Annotated in this window: 16 protein-coding genes and 2 pseudogenes; 13 read left to right on the top strand and 5 right to left on the bottom strand. The window is 52.2% G+C overall.

Features of this window, described 5'->3' with window-relative positions:
* Positions 1–136 precede the first annotated feature (136 nt).
* The 5 genes from KHO07_RS28960 to KHO07_RS28940 all read left to right on the top strand — a co-directional run bounded on the left by KHO07_RS28960 (position 137) and on the right by KHO07_RS28940 (position 8388).
* Complete coding sequence (locus tag KHO07_RS28960) at positions 137–991, top strand: TnsA endonuclease N-terminal domain-containing protein (protein ID WP_212626168.1); 855 nt, start codon at positions 137–139, stop codon at positions 989–991.
* The gene (locus tag KHO07_RS28955) at positions 988–3156 is read left to right on the top strand and encodes a Mu transposase C-terminal domain-containing protein (protein ID WP_212626167.1); all 2169 of its coding nucleotides are present in this window, start codon (positions 988–990) and stop codon (positions 3154–3156) included. Before KHO07_RS28960 ends, KHO07_RS28955 begins: the two co-directional genes overlap by 4 nt.
* Positions 3153–4613: an ATP-binding protein gene (locus KHO07_RS28950; protein ID WP_212626166.1), complete on the top strand. Its 1461-nt coding sequence runs from the start codon at positions 3153–3155 to the stop codon at positions 4611–4613. Before KHO07_RS28955 ends, KHO07_RS28950 begins: the two co-directional genes overlap by 4 nt.
* 15 nt (positions 4614–4628) lie before the next feature.
* The gene (locus tag KHO07_RS28945) at positions 4629–6296 is read left to right on the top strand and encodes a TnsD family Tn7-like transposition protein (RefSeq protein ID WP_212626165.1); all 1668 of its coding nucleotides are present in this window, start codon (positions 4629–4631) and stop codon (positions 6294–6296) included.
* Positions 6297–6708: 412 nt separating this feature from the next.
* Positions 6709–8388: a TniQ family protein gene (locus tag KHO07_RS28940; protein WP_212626164.1), complete on the top strand. Its 1680-nt coding sequence runs from the start codon at positions 6709–6711 to the stop codon at positions 8386–8388.
* Between the two features lie 48 nt (positions 8389–8436).
* On the opposite strand, the pseudogene KHO07_RS29345 reads toward KHO07_RS28940, so the two are convergent.
* The 3 genes and pseudogenes from KHO07_RS29345 to KHO07_RS28935 form a co-directional block, all read right to left on the bottom strand.
* Positions 8437–8772 (bottom strand): annotated as a pseudogene (locus tag KHO07_RS29345) (DNA helicase UvrD); the annotation flags it as partial.
* A 25-nt stretch (positions 8773–8797) separates the two neighbouring features.
* Entirely contained in the window at positions 8798–8992 is a 195-nt protein-coding gene (locus KHO07_RS29340; protein ID WP_244858259.1) for an AbrB/MazE/SpoVT family DNA-binding domain-containing protein, read from the bottom strand.
* A gap of 118 nt (positions 8993–9110) precedes the next feature.
* A pseudogene (locus tag KHO07_RS28935) lies at positions 9111–9731 on the bottom strand (tyrosine-type recombinase/integrase).
* A gap of 166 nt (positions 9732–9897) precedes the next feature.
* Here KHO07_RS28935 and KHO07_RS28930 point away from each other — a divergent pair.
* The 3 genes from KHO07_RS28930 (at position 9898) to KHO07_RS28920 (ending at position 13693) form a co-directional block, all read left to right on the top strand.
* Complete coding sequence (locus tag KHO07_RS28930) at positions 9898–11334, top strand: reverse transcriptase domain-containing protein (RefSeq protein ID WP_212626163.1); 1437 nt, start codon at positions 9898–9900, stop codon at positions 11332–11334.
* 198 nt (positions 11335–11532) lie between these two features.
* Positions 11533–12201 (top strand): SLATT domain-containing protein, encoded by a 669-nt coding sequence (locus KHO07_RS28925; protein WP_212626162.1) that lies wholly within the window; start codon positions 11533–11535, stop codon positions 12199–12201.
* A 652-nt stretch (positions 12202–12853) separates the two neighbouring features.
* On the top strand, positions 12854–13693 hold the full coding sequence (locus tag KHO07_RS28920; protein ID WP_023446874.1) for an AraC family transcriptional regulator: 840 nt from the start codon (positions 12854–12856) through the stop codon (positions 13691–13693).
* An 87-nt stretch (positions 13694–13780) separates the two neighbouring features.
* Here the strand turns inward: KHO07_RS28920 and KHO07_RS28915 are convergent, their stop codons facing one another.
* Both KHO07_RS28915 and KHO07_RS28910 read right to left on the bottom strand, forming a co-directional pair.
* Positions 13781–14296 carry a DUF417 family protein gene (locus KHO07_RS28915; RefSeq protein ID WP_023446875.1) on the bottom strand — a complete coding sequence of 172 codons (516 nt, stop codon included), beginning with the start codon at positions 14294–14296 and terminating at the stop codon, positions 13781–13783.
* An 801-nt stretch (positions 14297–15097) separates the two neighbouring features.
* Complete coding sequence (locus KHO07_RS28910; protein WP_244858258.1) at positions 15098–15733, bottom strand: TetR/AcrR family transcriptional regulator; 636 nt, start codon at positions 15731–15733, stop codon at positions 15098–15100.
* Between the two features lie 134 nt (positions 15734–15867).
* On the opposite strand from KHO07_RS28910, the gene KHO07_RS28905 reads away from it, so the two are divergent.
* The 5 genes from KHO07_RS28905 to KHO07_RS28885 all read left to right on the top strand — a co-directional run bounded on the left by KHO07_RS28905 (position 15868) and on the right by KHO07_RS28885 (position 20731).
* Positions 15868–16674 carry an SDR family NAD(P)-dependent oxidoreductase gene (locus tag KHO07_RS28905; RefSeq protein WP_023446878.1) on the top strand — a complete coding sequence of 269 codons (807 nt, stop codon included), beginning with the start codon at positions 15868–15870 and terminating at the stop codon, positions 16672–16674.
* 45 nt (positions 16675–16719) lie between these two features.
* Complete coding sequence (locus KHO07_RS28900; protein WP_209320157.1) at positions 16720–17490, top strand: peroxiredoxin-like family protein; 771 nt, start codon at positions 16720–16722, stop codon at positions 17488–17490.
* 502 nt (positions 17491–17992) lie between these two features.
* On the top strand, positions 17993–18670 hold the full coding sequence (locus KHO07_RS28895; RefSeq protein ID WP_212626161.1) for a glutathione S-transferase N-terminal domain-containing protein: 678 nt from the start codon (positions 17993–17995) through the stop codon (positions 18668–18670).
* A gap of 8 nt (positions 18671–18678) precedes the next feature.
* A complete protein-coding gene (locus tag KHO07_RS28890) occupies positions 18679–19377 on the top strand; it encodes a glutathione binding-like protein (RefSeq protein ID WP_031298373.1) in 699 nt (232 codons plus the stop codon).
* 373 nt (positions 19378–19750) lie between these two features.
* Positions 19751–20731, top strand: a complete 981-nt coding sequence (locus KHO07_RS28885) for a 2-dehydropantoate 2-reductase (RefSeq protein WP_156859610.1) — start codon at positions 19751–19753, stop codon at positions 20729–20731.
* Positions 20732–20749: the final 18 nt, after the last annotated feature.

Raw genomic sequence — 20749 nt, 5'->3', positions numbered from 1 at the left:
TCAGGCGCTGCCGCCTCGGTTTTTTTCAGGAGTAGTCTGGAGAGCCCTTCGACACGAGTGCTTGGTAGCCCGTGTTTTCCTAGAACTATTTTCTCGCCGAATGAAGGGAGCGGTCCGGACGGACTGAGGAGGAAGGGTGCGAGGTCGTAGGTTTGCTTCAAATCAGGATATTGAACGGCACATCGCCAATGGTTTTGGAGCAGGCGCCGGAGCTGAGTACGTGCCTTGGTTACGTGTTCAGGATGTCCCTTCGATGGGGCGTTCCTGGAAAATCCAAGGCGTTAAGATTGATCGAATTCATCACCTCTTATCCGATCTTGAACGGGCGTACTTTTTACTCTGTGAGTTTTCAGAGGACGTAGTAGACATTCGCGAGCAGTATCCCCTTCTGCCATTGGACAGCACCCAGGCAATTGCCAGAGCTTTCGGTGTTCGGTATCCAAGGTACAAAAACAATTCTGTTCCGCTCGTAATGACCACTGACTTTCTGCTCACCGTTAAGCAGCCAAACGGGGACCTCAAGTCCGTTGCCAGGACGATCAAATATCAGCAAGACCTTGAAGGCAACGGCTGTGCTCGCACCTTGGAGAAGCTAGAGGTCGAGCGACGGTTCTGGATGAGCCAAGGCGTAGATTGGAGCATCGTAACAGAGGAGCTGTTTACGCCTAATTTGATCCTGAATCTCGTATTTCTTCGCAAATACGCCAAATTGCCTCGCGCCCTGATGGATGTGTCGCTGCATGCGGATTTTATCGAGATTCTCGAGTCGATAAAGGTTTGCCCATGGTCAACTTCAGAGAGTTTGAGAAAAATTGGTCACCGGCTGTCTATACCTTATAGCGATGCTCGTGACATTTTCCTTAATTTGATCTGGCGCAAAGTCATAAGGCTCGACTTAGCGAGCGCGCCTTTATATCTCAAATCACCACTTCCAGATTTCAGTGTTGTTTATCCCACTGAAATGTTCACACTGAACGAGAAGTCATCATGAAAATTTCAGTTAATGATGTCTTTGAGCCTGTCACAGAACTCTCCGTGCTATCTACTATGGCGAGAGCAATTCACCTCGACGAGAAGAGCGACGCGCTGGTTGTCATGGATCTGACGGAACCTCCCAGGAAGCCCTATTCGATTGGCCTGGAGGAATTCAGGAGTTCTTTGGTATCGGGCGATACAAAGCCTGTAGTGATGGCAGTACCAAAATTTCTTTTGGTTTTGGAAGAAGATCTCGATGAGAGCGCGAGGCGCGATAGGGATCAAAAATGGGCTTTGATTGCGCCATTTTTGGATCCGGCCTATCCAGGGCAAATATTCGTTCATGGTGAGATGGGCCGGTTGGTAGGTGATCGCGCCGCTGAAGTGGGCGTGCAGCGTAAGACGCTATATCGTTTGTTGTATCGATACTGGTTTTACGGCCAAGTAAGAAATGCGCTTCTTAAAAATTATTCTGCTGTTGGTGTTGGGAATCGTAACTACTCTGCTGATAAACGGCCGGGACGAAAACCTAAATATCAAGGGTTGCTAGTCTCACCTGCCAAATTACTAAGCGATATTGACAAGCGGTGTATCCGGGTGTCTTACGCGCTTTACGCTAAGAACAAGAAAGCGACGATTATCAGCGCTTACGACAAAATGCTTGAGAAATACTATTCCGAGAAGCAGCTTTCCAAAAATCCCGAAAGTAAAGTTCGATTGCTTCCTCAATCTGAAATTCCGACATTCAACCAGTTTGATTACTGGGGAAAGCAATTTTTCGATGACATCGAAACTGATCGTGGACGTAAGGGCGTGACGAAGTGGCTAAAGGATTGCCGCCCATTATCCGGTACCGTCCGCGATTGGCTTAGAGGGCCTTGTCATCAATTTGAAATCGACGCGACCATCGCTGACATTTACCTGGTCAACAGCTACTCCCGACGAATGCTCATCGGTCGTCCCGTGGTGTACATCGTGGTCGACAGTTTCTCGGGGATGATTGTTGGTCTGTATGTAGGTCTTGAGGGGCCTAGCTGGAACGGAGCGCGACAGGCACTGTTCAACGCATTCACCTCCAAGGTGGAGTTCTGCGCGCAGAACGGCGTCGATATCAGCTCTGATGATTGGGACTGCCGTCACCTGCCGCATCAAATCTACGCCGACAGAGGTGAAATGCTGGGGGCGGCTGCTGAGGGCCTCGCGGCTGGCCTGGGTATCGATATGGGGACAGCTCCGCCGTATCGACCAGATTGGAAGCCCATGGTCGAGAGTCGCTTCGGCATCCTGAATGATTTAACCGGTATTAGGTGGCTCCCCGGCGGTGTAGCGGCCCGAGAAAAGGAACGCGGCGAACGTGATTATCGGCTCGATGCGACGCTGAATCTGAAGGAGTTCACCCAGATCATCATCGAGTGCATTCTCCACTACAACCGTTTCCACCGGCAGCCGGATCGTCTTACCCAGGCGATGATGAACGATGGCGTGGAACCCACCCCGATGAAGATCTGGAGGTGGGCGTTGGAGAATGACCTTATCCAGCCAAACAAGCGGCCTGACGAGCTGATATATCTCAATTTGCTGCCTCGGGAAAGGGCCACCGTCCAAAAGGGAGGCGTGTTGTTCCGCGGCATGCATTATCTCTGCGAGATGGCTATCGGGGAAAACTGGTTCGCGAAAGCGCGTCGCAATGGCGTCTGGTCGATTGATTGCTGGTTTGATCCGAACTCCGCAGCGCACATCTGGATCAAGGGCGAGAACAAGGAGTTCCTGCGTTGCGATCTGCGACGGTCGGATGCCAAGTATGCGAATTATCGCTCGGACGAGGTCTACGATCTTCTGGAGGCCTACAGGCAGATACCACCGGCTCATAAGCGCGCCGAACTAGAAAGCCGAGTAGGCCTGGTCGAGACCGTTGAGCAAGTTGTCGGCAATGCAATGGCCGAAAGAAAGCTTGAACCAGCAGCCGGCTCTAAGGCTGAAGCGTTGGCGAACATACGCGAGAATCGTGCGGAAGAGCGGCTGCTGGAGCGAGAGCAGGCCACTGTCCCTGACGGCGTACGTGCAGAACCCGTTCAACCTAATGCTCAGAGCCCTGCCATTACCCGAGAATCGTACGCTGGACCGCGCACCTCGCAGGTTATCGATTTGCTCAAAAGAGTTCGACCGGGGCAGACCAAATGAGAGGCGCTAAAGCTCTCGCAAGCTATACGAAGCAAGCCATCACTGAATACGCGGGAAACCCTCTGATCGAAGCGCTGCCACCAATTCTTGACGAAACGGCGGCTGCCGAGCTGATATCGAATTTTCCCCAGCCGGTGACGCCTGAAGAGCTTGAGCTTGATGGGGCGATGCGGATTCACTGTATTGATCGCTTGAGGACAGTCGTGCAGCCGTTTCTGCTGCATTTGGAATTAGAGTCCCTGCTATCTCTGCTGATCCGCCGCGGATATGTTGGTCGTAATCCTACTAGCGCCTCCACGGTCAGGCACCTGCATTCGTTGTCAGGGGCTCAGCGCTATCACGATGCTTTTAAATCTACAGCTGACACCTTCAGCGTTGTGGGCCTGAGTGGTATTGGGAAGTCCACTGCACTGCATGCCATATTGAGTCTGTACCCACAGACGATCCGGCATGAACGTTATGAGGGCCAGCAATTCGTCCATACCCAGATCACATGGCTCAAGCTCGATTGTCCACGAGATGGCTCACTGGGTGGATTTTGTCAGCAGTTCTTCCACGCGGTCGGCCAAGCTCTGGGCGATCAGGACTATCACAAGCGCCACCGGCATCGAAACATCAACGATGCGCTTCAGCAGATGGAACAGGTAGCCAGCACGTTTTTTATCGGCGCCTTGCTCATTGATGAGCTGCAGAACCTTCACCTGGCTAAGACCGGGGGTAAGGAAAGCATGCTGAATTTCTTCCTTCACTTGGTGAACAACATCGGTATTCCGGTCGTGTTCATCGGGACGAATTCGATGATCAGCTTGTTCTCGGACGTCATGCGTGTCGCCAGGCGCAGTTGCGGTGGCGGGATGATCGAATTCAATCGCTTCGAGAATGAGGATGACGAGTGGCGTTTTCTGGTCGAGAACCTTTGGAGCTATCAGTGGTGCAAGCAGACGGCTGAATTGACGCCTGAGATTTTTGATGTTCTGTACGAGCACACCCAGGGGGTGACTGACTTCCTGGTTAAGTTATTGGTGCTGAGCCAACGCTATGCCATTCAGAGTGGCTCCGAGTGTCTGACTGCCGAGACGATCGTTAAAGTAAGCAACTCCAAGATGCAGATTCTCAGGCCAGCGCTGTCGGCTCTGCGCAGTCGTGATCCTAATCGCATGCGCAAGTTCGACGATCTGCTCCCTATCGAGGAGCAGCTGACGGAGATGATGGCGTTCAATGGACTTGGACGAGCTGACCGCCTTGCTTTGCTTCGAGGCGTTACTCCAGCAGCGCGGTCAAACACCGCGGGTCCAGAAGCTGCCGTGAAGAAATCCGCTGCGCCTGCAGCAGTTGCCGTTGAGGCTTCGCAAGCGAAAGCATTCAGTGAGCATCCCGACACCTTTGCAGAGCTGAAGTCAGCTGGCTGGATAACCACGGATATCTTCGAGTTTTCGCCGGCCTACCGTCGATCATGATTCGAGAGTCGCGCAATGGAGCTGAAATTCCATTTCTTCCCTGCAGCATTCACCGACGAGACGCTACACAGCGTTCTTTCTCGCTATGCGCGGCTTTGTGGCGGGCATAGCCGCAAAGCCGCTTTCGCCGGCAATAGGGCTGCAGCGTCGTTCACGCAAAATGTAGCGTTTCCCTGTCGGTTGCGTGATTTAGTCGAGTCGCTTCCTCAGGGCTCGGATCTCTCGGTATCCAAAATCATCACGTGCCATACCGTTCTGCCCTATTACGCGCCTTTTCTCACCGACGATCAGACGCAGCATGCCCGTACCTCAATGGCTGGGGATGGCAAGTGGCTAATGCTGAAACTAGGAGTCAATGCTAGTCGGCTCGAAAGTGCTTCGAGGTTACGATTCTGTCCTGCCTGTCTCGATGAGGACATCGCTCGGGTTGGCGCAGCGTACTGGCACCGCGTTCACCAGCTTCCCGGCGTGCTGGTATGTCCCCACCATGGCGATTCGCTCTGTATGTTGGATCCGAGCTGGTATAGCCGTAATTCATCGCAGCTTCACCTGCCTGACGATGCCGAAGTACAAGCTCATTCACATCTGGTCAGCGCTGGTTTGGAGGCTTTTCCAACGTTGCATCAGATCGCGCTCAGATCAATGCAGATTCTTGCGCTAAACCTCGAACCTCTTTCTCCCGCTGTTGTGCGCGCAGGCTTCGTGCAAAGAGCGGCTGAGCTAGGCCTAACCCGAGGTACATCTCAGCGGCTGGATCTACGCCGTTTGGCCGAACATTTGGACTGCGTTTTCAGCGTTCTGCCTGCAGCTTTGGAATATTCGGTTCTTGCAGAGTCGCCCGCAGATCTACCCGCGACTTGGGTCACCAAGCTGCTAAGGAGACCAAGGCATACGCACCATCCACTCAAATACATTTTGCTGGCCACGGCCCTTGGGGTTGATCTGGCCGGTCTCGCGCGCAGCGACGAGCCATCATCTCCACCCGTCAAGCGGCCACCGCCAATTGATATTGGCTATTCACAAGCGACGCTTCCTGCTGCCCTACCAGAGGAGCTGAAAGGCCTATCTGCTGAAGTTTTTAAGCTAGCGCTTGCCGGAAGCGAGGCACGGCAGATCGCTTCTGCGCTCGGGGTCTCCCAAGTGTACGTCTACCGAACCATCCGTGCCGTCAAAGGCGGCTCGCAGGCATGGAGAGAAGCAAGATTTCTGACCGAGCGCTTCAGGCGCCGAGCAGCCTTCAAGGTTGAATATCCAGGCAGGCAAGCTCACCAGTGCAAAGATTACATGTGGCTGTATCGATGTGATCGAACCTGGCTTGCGGCCTGCATCGTCAGGCATGCAGGTGTTCATACGAATCGTGCCGATAACACTGGCGCATTCACCGTTCTCGACGAGAAGCTCGCTGAACAGATCAGATATTGTGCACAGAGCCTCCGAGCGAGATCGGGAAAGCCTGTCTTGATCTCGCGCACTAGGATTGGGCGAGAGCTGCATGTCCTTTCACGCCTTGAAAAACAGCTTTCCAAGCTACCCCTGTGTGCCAGGGCACTGGAGCAGAACTGTGAGTCAGCTGAGGAATTTCACGATCGGCGCCTGCGGTGGGCAGACACGAAACTGCTAGCTGAGCAGCGAAGCGTGACCCGATCAGCGTTGTATCGGACCGCTTGCATTAGACCAAAGTGAATCTGGCTTCACAACGCGGCTAGGCAACCCAGGATGAATATTAGCCGGTCGTACGCAGCGTTCGAGAGTAGAAGCCTTGTCCCATGTCGAAGCCAGGAGCCGGTGGGTGTGTCCTGAGTCTGATGGCTATATACGTGGTACGGGCTTTCTCTCTGTGCAGGTACTGCGGCGAGAAACGTGTGAGCCTTCGGGCGACGTTCACAGTGCTCTAGAGCAAGACATATATGAGGTTGGCTCTATTTTATTGGATGCATGCAGGATGCAATATAAGGTGTGAGACCGTATGACAAACGCTCCCCATATTTACTGGTTATAAATATTTGTTACCTAACATCGGCGTTTATGTGTTAAAAAAAGCGCCACTTCGCAGGATGCGTGTAATTCAAAGTCTTACCTCGCAAGTCCCTCATAGATGTCTGATCTGCTATTTTTTCCCATGTCGATGCCGGACGAGATGTTGCATTCTCGTATCACGCGCTATCACTTCCTTTCAGGTAATAGAACGGCGGCTGACACCTTCCAAGATCTGTTTGGCTCGGCACCGTTCAGCCTAGGGATTCTGCCAAAGCAGATTGAAGTGCTTGCTGCCAGACTACCTGATGACCCAGAGAGCAACCTCGACGAACTGATCTGTACCAACACGATGTTTCCCGCATACAGGCCCTTTCTAGGTGTTGGGCAAGGAGTGGTGAAGTCCCCTGTAGGCGCCAGTTTATCTGGGGTCGCTCGTATTCCCCGCCGGGAGGGCGCTATTCACGGCAAAGCTAAGCTCTGCGCTACGTGTGTGCAGCAGGATCTGCTTGAAACGGGTTATGCATACTGGCATCGCTCACACCATTTGCCTGGTGTGTCAGTCTGTTGGCGTCATGGTGAGTCGTTGATGCACGCGTGCCCTAAGTGCTCTCACCCGTTCTTTCGTAAGCTTCGGTTACTTCCGAATCTGACTGAGCCGTGTGTATGCGGTTGGAGCGCTCTCGCCCCAGAGACTGTCAAGCAGGGTACTTTGCTTGAAAAGAAGTTTGCGCAGTTCGCATACGAAGTACTCCAGCGCAACTTACCATTAATGAGTTGTGAAACATTATCCGCGTGCTATGTCCGGCAATGCAGAAAGCGCGGTTTCATACATGGAAAATTTACCGGTACTGCGAAGCTATTTGAAAGCATACGCTCGAAATATGGCGATGAAGCCTTGTCGCGAATGGATCAAGCTTATCGCGCAGGTAAACACGGCCAATGGATACGGTTTAGATCCTATAATGGCCAAATGGATATGCCTCTTGCCCGGCACATGATCATTGCGCAACATCTATTTGGTAGCGCTGATCGGTTGGAAGAAGGTTTGATGAAAGAGCGCATTCTCCAGAGCACGGCAGGTGCAAAATCACGTTCAAAGTCAGAAAAGCCGCAGGTCGGTAGGCAGGCGCAACATCGTCAGAAGATAGAGACGATCTTGGCTGTACGAGCAAACGTCAATTTGGAGTACCTCTGGGATCACGCTTATCAAGCCACCCGCTGGCTTACGGAGCATGACCACGCATGGCTGAAGGCAAAGCTCAGCACACCAAAGGACGTAACTGAACACGTCGAGGAGCTTAGCGACCGCCGAGATAGCGCGTTTGCTGCCGTTATACTAGCTGGTGCTGAGGATCTCTATCGAATTTCCAAAGGACAAAAGCGGGTTAATCTCAGTAATCTGCAAAAGCTGCTGCCCGTGCGCCTGCCGCCGTGCCCAAAGTTACGTAAACGTAGATTTCCCTTGGCTTCTCAGCAGGCTGAACTCCTCAAGGAGTCTGTTTGGCACTTTCGATTAAGACGACTAATTTGTGCTCTTGCCGATATGAGGAGGCTAAATCTTCCAATGAACACTGGAAGTTTGAATGAAGTTTCAAGTGTGCCGAATCCTGTGTTCCAAGCTCTTGTCAGTTTTTTCGAGTGGGACTTGGAGGAGTTTGCAAGAAACGGCGTCGACTCAGAAACCCTGCTTAAGTCCACCGGTGTGCCGCGGGATTGGCAGGGACCTCCCGGTTTTAACATCGTACTAGGGGGTACCGCGTACTACCGGAATAAGCCAGCAACCGTGTCGCTTCTCTGATCACGATTCAGCGATTCGTACCCAGGTACTTCTCTAGCAGATATGAGCTTAGGCCGGTCTCAGTATGGGTGTCGCAGAGCAAACCACGATGCTCTTAGCGCCTCGCGTAAGGGCGACGTAAAGGTTCTGGGCTGTCATCCGCTCGGGTTGCAGAATTATAGCAACGTCTGCTTCAAGCCCCTTGAGAAGCAGCGTACCCCCTACCGCTCGTCTTGCCAAAGGACGACCTAAATGCCGATTGCGCTCCCTAGCTTGGGTTGCAGCGGTCAGGGAGTCAGTAATGCCGCTCATTGCGGACTGCATCGCCGCCCTACAGCAGTGCAACAGGTCTGGTCGGTATACGCGAGCGCCAGGCTGATTAGCCAGCACAGCAAGCACGTTTAACCGCAATCAGAAGTTGTCTCGATTGCTATGATGAGGGGGTCTCAGCGCGTGGCTTGAGTTTCAGGCAGATGTTTTCCTCTTCCGCCTCAACTGTCAGCTCATCGCCCAGGGCCCATCCGAGCTGCTCAAGTAGCTCGGATGGAAGCTCAACAATGACGTCTCCGCTGCCATCGCCAGGGTCTTGGCATACAACTCGCCAGCTCTCAGATGTAGTAGTCATAGATCCGCCCTCCACGCAGTAAGCACAGTATGGGAGCTTAACAGGGCATCAGCTTCGTAAGGTGGGGCAGCATTTGGCCGGTTAGCGACGGTCTGACTTCGACCGTCTCAATATATGGTCAGACCTCGGTCTGCTCCGCCATTTCCAGAGCGTCATCGACCTCAATCCCAAGATATCGAACGGTGCTCTCCAGCTTCGTATGGCCGAGCAGAAGTTGAACCGCCCGTAGGTTCTTCGTCCTGCGATAGATCAGCGATGCCTTTGTACGTCTCATCGTGTGAGTGCCATACATGGCTGGATCAAGGCCAATGGCTTTTACCCAGCTTTTGACGATACGAGCCTATTGACGAGTGGATAGATGGTCCGATGTATGCAGCCTGCTCGGGAAAAGGCAGTCCTGGCTACGGAGCTGGGCTTGATGTATCCAGGCCACGAGAGCAGACCGTGTTTGCTCGGTAATCTCGAACTGCACTGGTCGCTTCGTTTTCTGCTGCATAACCATTGCTCGTGATGACACATGCTCGCCATGAGCAACGTCGCACACACGGAGCTTGGTTAAGTCGCAGGCTCGAAGCTTGCTGTCGATAGCCAGATCGAACAGAGCCAGATCCCGGGTTCGTTCTGCAATTTGAAGCCTTACTCGGATGGCCCAGATATCTTTCAGTCGGAGCGGGGTTTTCTGCCCGACCAACTTTCCTTTGTTCCAGGGCTGACGGCTGCAGGTAGCAATGATGTTCATGGCAAGTCCTCCACATGTGGGAGGACTTGCATGGCTAGCCAGAGCAGTGGTCGCTAACCGGCAAATAGTAGTCAGTCGCGATGGATCGGCGAAACAGGGATTGTGATCGGCGCTCTCCGAGCGTTAACTTGCGTAATTATGAAAGCGGTCTGCGAAGGAAAAGGGAATGAACCAGGCTCATGATGCATTGCTGTATGCAGGGGGCTTTATCACAGATGCTGAGTTGTTCCGTAGAATGTTTTCAGCGAATGCCCTCATTTTTGCATTTAGGGAAAAATTCAAGAGCTCACCGGCTAAAGGCTTAGACCGTATTAACGGCTTCCAGTACGACTCGAGATCGGAAAAGGAATTGGAGGTTGTCTCTAATAAGTGCCTGAATGGGTCGTTCCGTTTTTCCCCATTCTTGGAGAAGCTCAAGCTAAAGGGGCGTGGAAAAGCACCTCGTATCATCGGAATCCCTACAGTCAGGGATCGCGTAGTCCTTTCTCAACTACAGAGGTACTTAGCAGGCGTGTTCCCCGATACCGTCCCTAGAAACGTAGCAAGCAATTACGTTCGCGCCGTCGCAGAGGATATGATTACGCTAGAAGGGAGCGGGGCCTGGGTGTGCTGTACAGACATTCAGAAATTTTACGACTCCATTAAACAGGATCGATTGCTTCGCCTTTTAAATAAGAAAATAAATTGCTCAGAGGCGATCGCACTCGTTGCTCATGCACTTCAAACACCGACAGTGCCAAAAAATACTTTACGCCGCAATTATCAATCTTTTCGCCAGGAATCAGGTGTTCCTCAAGGGTTGGCCATTTCTAATATTCTTGCAGCCATTTACATGGCGGAGGTAGATAAGGCATTCAGGTTTATACCCAACTTGACCTACTACCGTTACGTTGATGATGTGCTGATGTACGGCGACTCAGCCACAATCACCGCAGCCTATGAATCACTCCGTGGGCGCCTATCTAGGCGCGGACTGACCTTGCATGGACGAAGCTCTGACAAGACTTATATAGGCCCAATCGAAAAACCATTTTCATATCTTGGCTATTTGTTCCGACTACCAGATATCACAGTGCGAGATAGCACTTTCGAACGCTTCTTGCAGACTGTGGCTGCTAAAGTAAGTGATTTTAAACACAACTTCTCTAGGCGCCTTGAAAAGCACAAATACCTAGACAAGAAGCGTTTAGTAGAGATTTTCTATCTAGAACTCAACGAGAAAATAACTGGCGCGATCAGCGGAAACAAACGTTATGGCTGGATAGCTTATTTTAATCAAATCACCGATGAGCGGCTCCTTCATCAAATGGATAGAGCCGTTGCGCAAATGGTTTCGCGCGTGCCGGTTTTGGTTGAGAACGGCCCGCCGCCTCTCAAAAAACTCGTGCGCTCGCATTACGAAATGAAGTTCAACCCGCGAGGAGGATACATCCGCGATTACGACTTGAACGTTACGGTAGCTCAGAAGCTGCGTTTTCTAGACAGTCGAGGTCGGGTAGATCCAGACGTACCGTTGAACGATACCCAGATCAACGAGCGTTATGAGTCCTACGTCAAGCACATACTGGCAAGAATGCATGAAGACGAAGGCGAACTCTATTGATTTGAGATATAGTCAGCACCGGGTTGCGCCTACCGCTTGTTCGGTACCTTTGGTTAAGCACCAAAGCGGAAGTGCTCTGAGCCCAGTTAAACGGGCATGACATTAGCTTGTTATACCTTTCCAAGGGTCGCTCTGCGGCTGCTTGAAAAGAGGATCTGACTGAAACCTCAGGCGCAACCCACCTTTTGAGGATGATTGATGAGCGACTACTTTGCCAAGCTCCGCACTGACGCCTGGCGGACATCAAGCGCGCGTTACAATGCCGCTCGACGCTTGAAGCGAAAAGAGCTTTTCTCAACCATAAGCCTAGCTTTTTTTTCCGTTCTAACAATCGCCATGGCTGTCATACAAAAAGTCTACTCAGTAGAAATGAGAGCGATAACCGGACTGGACAATTATGTAACATCTCTTTCCATCCTCGCCGGTATTTTTATCATAGTGATTTCTCTGATGGAGTGGGGGTCACGAAATGGCTCTAATGCCGACGCGCTTTTCAAAAACGCGGAAGAACTAAACTCTCTGCAAAGAAGTATTCATCTAGAAATTTTGAAGCCCAGCGCAGCTGATGACGCTAGGTGGAACGTCGCAGAAAGATTACTTTCCAACTACGAGCAAATAAAAAGCCGTTGCGAAATAAATCATTCTCAATTAGATGATCACTATTTCCGCTCAAAGCATAGGAGTTCAGCTGAATTTGCTGGGTATAAGATTGAGCCGTGCGAAGCATTATGGATTGCGTTTCTATGGCATCTTTCCAGCGTCTGGTATTACTTGATTTTCTGGATAATTTCAGCTGGAGCTTTGTCTCCTGTCATCACGAAAATCGCATTTTTCTCAGCGGCACCATGTGGGCTCTCGGGCGGTTGACACGCTAGCAGCCCAATGCTGTCAAACAGCTTTTAATTTGTTTCATAGTAAGAACTTCGAGGCAAGCTGATTACTTTCCTCAGTGCCAGCGGTGGGGCGAGGGACGCCCTTCTTGAATGGCTGCCTTCGTCCAGAAGCGGCCTGTCATGGTCAACCGGAATCGACTCAAAGCGAACATCAACAATCAGGCTGGCGAGCTTCCCGAAGCGTGACACATTGACCTCTCCCAAACGTATTCATACTCACTAAACGCTTATCTATGCGTTGCAACAGCTATTTCTCATCGCAACAAGATCGTATCCTCTGCGCAGTAGGGGCATTTGGATCGGTAGATTCTGTTGTCCTTCGCTATTTGTTGAACCCGCTCCACGGCATGGGGAGTCGGTTCGCTGCGAGTTCATCCACTGGTACAAACAGTCAAAATTGCCCCAGATACGTTATGTTGCGTATCTGACCATGGTTCTCTATTTCATTTACGCCGCTATCGAGTATCACGTCGCCGCCGACCAGCAGGTGTTACGCCTGTTCCTGTACGGCTGGCTTGGCCATTCCAGGCGCGCTGCTCGGCATAGCGCTGCTCGGTTAGCCAACTCACAGTGGTGTTGAAGCGCCCGACAATGAGAAGCAAGATTTCGTCGTTGAGGAATTGATTATGGATCGTCTGTCTACGTTGATGTCGCGATTTGGCGTTAGCGCGAACCTTTATTACAACGACAAGCTTTGTGGGGTTGAGGCATATAGTGGAGTTGGTCGACATGGTCATATGCACCTGTTGCAGGCAGGTACGGTGACAGTGCAGGGCGCTGACGAAGGCGATACAATTCTTACCCAACCCAGTCTGATATTTATACCGCGCCCTTTTGAGCACCGCTTGTTTGCCCGGGAATCCGATGGCGCTCGGCTCCTTTGCGCTTCGATCGATTTTGAAGGTGGCATCGACAACCCGCTATCAGCCTCCCTACCAGACATGCTTGTTTTACCATTGGACGAATTACCATTATTGGCCACTACACTTAAGTGGATGTTTGAAGAAGCGTCTGAGGGGCACTGTGGTAAGGAAGCCGTGATCAATCGTCTGTTCGAGTTGCTGATTATATTGTTATTCCGGCATCTGCTGGAACTGAATCAATTGCAAACAGGTTTGATGGCAGGATTGGCGGACCCGCGGCTTGCTCACTCCTTGATAAGAGTCAATGATGCTCCTCACTACCCTTGGTCAATTGCGGAAATGGCGGATCAATCCAACATGTCACGCTCCGCCTATGCAGCGCATTTCAGAACCATCGTAGGCCAAACACCAGCGGAGTATCTATTGAGCTGGCGTATTAGCCTCGCTCAAAAGCTATTGCGAGATGGTCGAGCCATCAATTTGATCGCGGCAGACGTTGGCTATGACAGCCCGTCAGCCCTGGCACGTGCGTTTCGCAGAAAAACTGGAGTCAGTCCCCGTGAATGGACTAAAGCTCTGGCAATGCATGAGGGGCAGGATTGAAGATTTTCTCAGAGATGGCGCCTTATGAGCCTTGCACGAACAATAGCCTGAGCGCGATTTGCACTCAGGCTATTGAAATGATCATCATCAATTGGAACGGGATTCAATCTCTACAAGCGAATGCCCTGCCACGAAAATAGAGGCTGCTAACAAGCCAACATCTTTGAGCAGAAACTGACCTGGCGCAATAGTGATAGCTGGAAAGCCAAGTCCGGGTTCGAACACGCCCGGCGTTGAAAGCATAAAACTCAAAGTTGTCACAAATAAACCGGCAGATAAAGCACCTCCGAGAAGGGAGAGCTTCGGAGACAAAAAGCGACCCAGTATCAGTGCGCCGATGGATATCTCAAGAATGCCCAGCAAGCCGGAGAACGTCTCGATACTGAAGATATTGTATACCCAGCCCAGCAGCGGACTACTACCTACCAATGGGACTAGGCCTTGCGCTTCATAGTGGGTAAATTTCATACCTCCGAACCAGAAGTAGATTACGGCAAGTGCGAAATAAACGCCAATAACTCCCACGTTCATTGTGGTGGCACCCAGCGAATATTTCTGAGTATTACCATCTAGTTTGTGATGTGCAGTGGTCAGAGTTTTCATGAAATTGATTTCCAAATAGCTGGTAACAGAATGGGCATGACGTCAGCCTGGAGTTGCTTTTTTCTGACTGTCCGCATGTCGGTTTAAATCCAACGGGGATAGCGCGTTGGGTGTGTAGAAATTGTCACTGCTAAATGGAAATTGATGTGCTCCAAACGTGCAGTATTTGGTGCAGATCGTCTCGAACAGCGTCTTTTGAGCCGAATCACGCTCGAATAGTGTCTGAGTGACCTCGACACAATGGGTCATACAGAGCCTGAAAAGAGAGTCTCTAGCTGTCTACGGGAAAACTAAGAAGGCAGGTACTGCCTCATTGATGATCAATTGATGCTGGACGGGTTGTCGTGGGTTTTTGTTCAGATTCGATTTCGCAAGGCATGCTGATGTGCTCCGGCCAAGAGGGTGGTCGGCCTCATGAGGGTCGTTTGACTGTCAGCTCGACTGCGGATGATCCATGCCTCTTTTAGCCGCCAGGCAGTCCGTTATCCGGCCGCCCTTCAAGCTACGGTAGGGCTTTTACATGTAGGCCATCAGCAGGCTGCCAACGATTGCGGTCGCGGCGAGCAAGCCTTGTGAGACACGTTGCTGCGCCTCCTCCTTTGTCAGCAATTTGGCTGTTGAAAGTATTGGACATGTCGGTAGCCAAACCATTTCTGCGCATGGGTACCTTCCACGGAACGGGCGATGACTTCTTTGTGGCGGCACTCTGTCATGTTGCCTCGAACTGCTCCGAAAACTGATACCGACGGGGTAGTAGTACGCTCGAATATCCGTTGGGCGTGAGCAAATAGCAGAATTCAATCATGGTTCGCTCTGTCTATGGTTGAGAAGTGCTAGCGCAGGCCGAACCATCCCCTCGAGCAACTCTCGTTCGGGTCTTGTTCTCGCAATGACCCGGAGCCCAACATGAACACCCAGTAGCATTCGCGCCAAGTCGGTGGCGGATTGAGATGTCGATATCGTTCCGTCTTGCTGGCCGGCCTGAATGCATCGGCAAAAGAATGCCTCGATTTCTCCGAGAACTATCACAACAATCCCGCGAAACTCTGGATCGTGGGGCGCGACTTCCAACGCCGTGTTCACAAGCATGCACCCTCTTCGCTGGCGATCGTCTAGAGATCGTTGAATGATTTCGGCAAAAAAAGCCTCGATTGCCTGGCTTGGGGGTAACTTGCCTTCGAGCCTGCGCACGCGATCTGCGAAGCTCGTCTCGATGTATTGATTGAGCGCCCTGCGGTATAGGGTTTGCTTATCGCCGAAAGCGTTGTACAGACTCGCGCCGGTCAATCCCATCTTGTCGGCCAGCGCTCTGACCGAGGTCGCCTTGTACCCGCGTTCCCAGAAACAGTCGATCGCGACGCTCAGGACTTCAGCTTCATCAAATTCTCTTGGTCGGCTCATATCGCGGTTTGCCCAGCATCCCATGACGAATGTCATAGGTTCATTATGATTTGACTATTTTAGAACGATCGTTGTAAAACACAATACCGTGCCCATGGCTTACCGGCTTTTGAAAATCCTTGTTTTTGGGTTTCTTTTGCGCATGGATCAATCTCTGAGGACAGCCAAGCATGAACGTACTAGGAAAGAGGGTTCTGATTACTGGAGGCTCGAGTGGTATTGGACTGGCTACGGCTACCGAGCTCGCTCGCAAGGGCGCTAGCGTCTTCATCATCGGGCGCCGCGCAAAGCTGGTTGAGGAGGGAATCGAACTGCTACGTGCTGTCGGTGGAGAGGCAGATGGAACAGGCGTGGACATTGCGACAGCTGAAGGCCGGGATCAAGCGTTGGCATCCGCGCGGGCGTCTATGGGCGGAGTAGACATTCTCATTAACTGTGCGGGAGGCGTGCGCGCGGGTAGTCTGGAAGACACGTCAGAAAGCGATATTGCGAAAATGGTGGAGGTCAACCTATTAGCGCCCATTCTGTTGGCACGGGCGGCCATGCCGGATCTGCGTGTGTCTGGCGACAGCATGATCGTGAATGTCTCCTCGGGCATTGCGCTCGTAGGGGTGCCCTTTTACACGACTTATGCGGCGGTCAAGGCGGGGATCTCGCATTTTGGAGAAGCACTGCGTCGGGAGTTGAAAGGTGAGGGAGTGCACGTACTGACGGTCTACCCCGGCGCTACCGATACGCCCATGATGACGTCGTCGCGAGCAGGCCCCGATCTGGGTTTTATTCGCGAGCCGGCCTACGCAGTGGCCCAAGCTATTGTTGAAGGCATAGAGGCCAATTCGTTGCAGGTAATTCGTGGTGGGGAAGTGCGTGAGGCCATGATTGCTCAAAACCGCGCCGACCCGCTGGCTCTGGATGATCGGTTTACGTTGCTGAAGCCGAAGCTTGCCGAGGCAGTAATGGACCATTCCGCACTTTGACGATACAAAAGCATGATCTCGTGTCGGATGCGATGGCTGTCGCGTTTGATATTGGACAAAATTGGAAGAGACACTTCGAGCCTTGATACCGATGAGACATTTGCGGTCGCAAGAAAGTACTCAAAGAACCCTACGCCACGGCGCGGCTTCACTGCGCAAGCATTCGATTTGATCGAAACAGCCGTTCCTGAGCAGCTTGTCGAAATTATCTTCAAGGAAGTGGCCGCGTGGCGTCGGCACTCAGCGCAGCTAAACACAATCTACAATGAAGGAAAAAAGATGCTTCTCCCTCGACTATTAGTTCCCGAGTTGCGCGTTCCCACACTTTCTCACGGCGAGTTTGATCTGGCAGATGATGCGCCAGAGAATTTCACGTTGATATCCTTTTATCGAGGTCTTCATTGCCCAATTTGCTTGAAGTATCTGCGCGACCTTGGATCTTTAGTTGCTGAATACGAACGTCGCGGCACGAAGGTTATTGCCGTTAGCTCCGACATTCCCGAACGGGCCCAAGAGATGGCGCGCAAGGTAGGTACCAACAACTTGCGATTCGGACATTCTCTACCACTGACTGTTGCCCGCCAATGGGGACTCTATATTTCAACCTCGCGGGGAAAGTCGTCGATTAACATCGAAGAGCCGGCACTATTTTCGGAGCCAGGCGTTTTTCTCGTCCGTCCGGACGGCAGCTTGTATTACGGCGCGGTTCAAACGATGCCGTTCGCACGTCCGCTGTTCTCGGAATTGCTTCAGGCGATTGACTTCGCTATCACCAAAAGTTATCCGGCGCGTGGCGAGTATGACGGTCCGCTGTGAGCGCCCGCCGACTTAGCTGATATTGCCCCTGGCCCGACAGTGAGCGTGAAAGGCGCCACGTGGCATGAGAACAGCTGCGCGGCGGCAGAAGTTCAGAGAATGTCGGGCCGCCGTTCGCCTTTGCTGCTGGTCTGGCCTTTGCGCTTTCCTTTGCCGCGCCTGACGTATCCAGCGGCGAGCATTTCCGCGTTACAACCACCCTTGAGTCGAGCGCTGAGGATGCAGATTTGCGCCAGGCAGTCGCCGACGAGTTCGAGATAACTCGCGTTTTTTCCGAGATCGACTGGGTGCCTTCAGCAAACAGGGCAACGGCACTATGGACATCAATGCAAGTCGGGGCGCGAATCATCTGCTCAGTGTATTGCTTGGCGTTCGAGTATTGGCAAGAGTCAACCCAGACCCTGCGTACGTAACTGAAGCTATCGATATGGCACTCAACAGCTTGAGGTTACCGCCCTTGATTCATTCCGTTCACTGAAGGCCATAATTAGTAGGAGTCAACATGATCAAGTTTTACTATCACCCGTCTCCAAATCCCGCAAAGATCGCACTTTTTCTGGAGGAGGCCGGCCTCCCGTATGAGCTCATCCCAGTCGATACGCGTAAAGGAGAACAGCACGATTCGGTGTTTCTCAAGATCAACCCTAACGCTAAGACACCGGCTCTGGTTGACGGCGACAACATAGTGTTCGACAGCAACGCCATGCTGCTTTACCTGAGCGAAAAAACCAGGAAATTCCTGCCTGCCGACAGCCTGAAAGCGCGCGGTGAAATGTACTCCTGGCTCATGTTCGTTGCGACAGGCATAGGTCCATACTCCGGTCAGGCGGTGCATTTCAAACATTACGCCCCTGAACCGAAAGATTACGCGGTCACTCGCTTCGCGTTTGAAGCCTGGCGTCACTGGTCAATTGTCAACGACCGCTTGGCGAACCTGCCGTACATGCTCGGAAATGAGTACACGTTGGTGGACATGGCCGTCTGGGGATGGGCGCGCGCGGTACCGTTTATTCTGGGCAATGATGCTTGGGAAAAATTGCCTAACGTCAAACGCCTTCTCGATGAAATCAATGCGCGACCGGCGGCACAGCGTGCTGAAGCGCTGAAGGCCCAGCACGGTTACAAAACTGAAATGGATGCTGAAGCTCGTAAAGTAATGTTCCCTCAGATAACTCAGTAGGGGCGATCATGATCGATTTGCATTACTGGACCACTCCTAATGGGCACAAAATCACGATGTTCCTTGAGGAGTCGGGCCTACCTTATCGCCTCGTGCCGGTGAACATTGGAAAGGGGGACCAGTTCACTCCATCATTTCTGAAGATTGCTCCCAACAACCGTATTCCAGCTATCGTCGATCATGAACCAACCTTTGGCGTTCAGCCGATATCAGTTTTCGAGTCGGGCGCCATTTTGTTGTACTTGGCAGACAAATTGAGCCGGTTTATTCCTGCCGATTTGCGAGGCCGCAATGAGGCCCTGCAATGGCTGTTCTGGCAGATGGGAGGGCTGGGGCCGATGGCGGGGCAGAACCATCACTTCGTCCAATACGCACCTAGGCCCATACCCTACGCACAGGCGCGTTACATCAACGAAACCGCTCGGCTCTATGGTGTGTTGAACAAACACTTGGCAGACGGTCGGGAGTACATTGCTGGCGATTACAGCATTGCCGACATTGCGAGCTACCCATGGATCGTGCCGCATCGCCGGCAACAACAAGACCTTGCCGACTTTCCCCATTTGGCTCGTTGGTTTAAACGGGTAGGTGACCGACCTGCGACGAAGCGTGCTTATGCGCTGGGCGAATTGATCAATACTGCGCCGGTGGTCGACGAAGAAACGCGCAAACTGCTGTTCAATCAAGACGCGAGGACGGTTCGATAATCAGCGCAGGAACAGGTCCTCTTGAGGGCCTGTTCCTGCGCCCCCGAGACACATGAATTTCATTGCCCATGCCGGGCTGAAAAGCACCCACTCCTAAGGCAAGGCGAGCTTCTACGTTTGGATGTCTCCTTCGGGTGTTAGCGAATTTATGTCTCGAACATAAACTCGATAATTTCAATACACGTGATGGCGTAGGAAATGGATTTACCACTAACAAGAAGACTAAACCACGTCACGGAGGCTCTTCCAGGTTGAGCATCACAACCGCCAATCGTCGGTCGTAGCCGGCGATTTGTCAGGGCTCTCATGAGCAACGGATGCGAAGAAGTACAAGGACACAAGAAACGAAAAAATCTGGAGAACGGGGTCGATTATGAGAATCACTGTTGTAGGTGCTGGAGCTGTTGGTGGTTTTCTTGCGAGTAAATTGTTCGCGGCCGGCCATGACGTCAGCGTCATAGCTCGTGGCGCAACACTACTTGCGATTCGCGAGCAGGGACTGCGACTGCACACGGGCAACGATCTTGTGATCGCACCGCTTAAGGCTACATCGGAACCAAAAGAGCTTGGTGTTCAGGATGTGGTAATTTTTGCCGTAAAGGCCCCAGCGCTGCCTGCTGCAGTTGAAGCTGCAAAGGCGTTGTTGGGTCAACAAACCATTGTCATACCGGCGGTCAATGGACTTCCTTGGTGGTATTTTCTGAAGTCAAATACTGCGTTGTCAGGTACGCGCTTGAAAGCGGTCGACCCTGATGGCCTGATCGAAAGGAATGTCCTTACCGACGCCGTCATCGGCTGTGTTGTGTTTCCCTCTTGTATGGTTGAGTTCCCAGGTGTGGTCAGGCATATGTCTGGGAGCAAAATCGTTTTCGGAGAGCCTGGTGGTGGTACCAGTAGCCGTGTTTCAGAAATGGCGGACGTTTTTCTCGAGGCTGGTTTTGATGCTCATGCCCACGAGAACATCCATGAAGAAATATGGCTTAAGCTGCTAGGGAATGCGTGCTTCAACCCTGTCAGCCTGCTGGTAGGTTGCTCCACCGATGAGATGATTGATGACCCAAACCTCAATATTTTGTTCGTGGAGATGATGGGCGAACTCCTTGAGTTAGGGAGCCGATTGGGCATCTCACCCAAGATTAATCCTCAGCAACGGATCGCGATCACACGTAAACTCGGCAAGGTGAAAACGTCGATGCTGCAAGACGTTGAGGGGCACAAACCCGTCGAAATCGAGGCTATTTTGGGACCAATGATGTCGGTGGCTGATCTGGTAGGGGTGCCAATGGCTCGAACGCGTACAGTATATGGCTTGGCTCGTATGAGGGCACGAACGCTTGGCCTACTGCCAGAATAATTGCCCGTCCTCACAGTG

The organism is Pseudomonas sp. PP3, from assembly GCF_905336995.1.
In the GTDB taxonomy this organism is placed as follows: Bacteria; Pseudomonadota; Gammaproteobacteria; order Pseudomonadales; family Pseudomonadaceae; genus Aquipseudomonas; species Aquipseudomonas reinekei.
Note: the sequence above shows the minus strand (reverse complement) of the source record. Positions and strands in the feature narration are given on the sequence as shown.

What these genes read in the sequence shown, in the direction of transcription:
- KHO07_RS28910 (WP_244858258.1), bottom strand. Translation starts at nt 15,733, where the DNA reads ATGACATTCGTCATGGGATGCTGGGCAAACCGCGATATGAGCCGACCA.
- KHO07_RS28895 (WP_212626161.1), top strand. Translation starts at nt 17,993, where the DNA reads ATGATCAAGTTTTACTATCACCCGTCTCCAAATCCCGCAAAGATCGCA.
- KHO07_RS28905 (WP_023446878.1), top strand. Translation starts at nt 15,868, where the DNA reads ATGAACGTACTAGGAAAGAGGGTTCTGATTACTGGAGGCTCGAGTGGT.
- KHO07_RS28890 (WP_031298373.1), top strand. Translation starts at nt 18,679, where the DNA reads ATGATCGATTTGCATTACTGGACCACTCCTAATGGGCACAAAATCACG.
- KHO07_RS28930 (WP_212626163.1), top strand. Translation starts at nt 9,898, where the DNA reads ATGAACCAGGCTCATGATGCATTGCTGTATGCAGGGGGCTTTATCACA.
- KHO07_RS29340 (WP_244858259.1), bottom strand. Translation starts at nt 8,992, where the DNA reads ATGACTACTACATCTGAGAGCTGGCGAGTTGTATGCCAAGACCCTGGC.
- KHO07_RS28885 (WP_156859610.1), top strand. Translation starts at nt 19,751, where the DNA reads ATGAGAATCACTGTTGTAGGTGCTGGAGCTGTTGGTGGTTTTCTTGCG.
- KHO07_RS28940 (WP_212626164.1), top strand. Translation starts at nt 6,709, where the DNA reads ATGTCTGATCTGCTATTTTTTCCCATGTCGATGCCGGACGAGATGTTG.
- KHO07_RS28915 (WP_023446875.1), bottom strand. Translation starts at nt 14,296, where the DNA reads ATGAAAACTCTGACCACTGCACATCACAAACTAGATGGTAATACTCAG.
- KHO07_RS28925 (WP_212626162.1), top strand. Translation starts at nt 11,533, where the DNA reads ATGAGCGACTACTTTGCCAAGCTCCGCACTGACGCCTGGCGGACATCA.
- KHO07_RS28920 (WP_023446874.1), top strand. Translation starts at nt 12,854, where the DNA reads ATGGATCGTCTGTCTACGTTGATGTCGCGATTTGGCGTTAGCGCGAAC.
- KHO07_RS28955 (WP_212626167.1), top strand. Translation starts at nt 988, where the DNA reads ATGAAAATTTCAGTTAATGATGTCTTTGAGCCTGTCACAGAACTCTCC.
- KHO07_RS28950 (WP_212626166.1), top strand. Translation starts at nt 3,153, where the DNA reads ATGAGAGGCGCTAAAGCTCTCGCAAGCTATACGAAGCAAGCCATCACT.
- KHO07_RS28945 (WP_212626165.1), top strand. Translation starts at nt 4,629, where the DNA reads ATGGAGCTGAAATTCCATTTCTTCCCTGCAGCATTCACCGACGAGACG.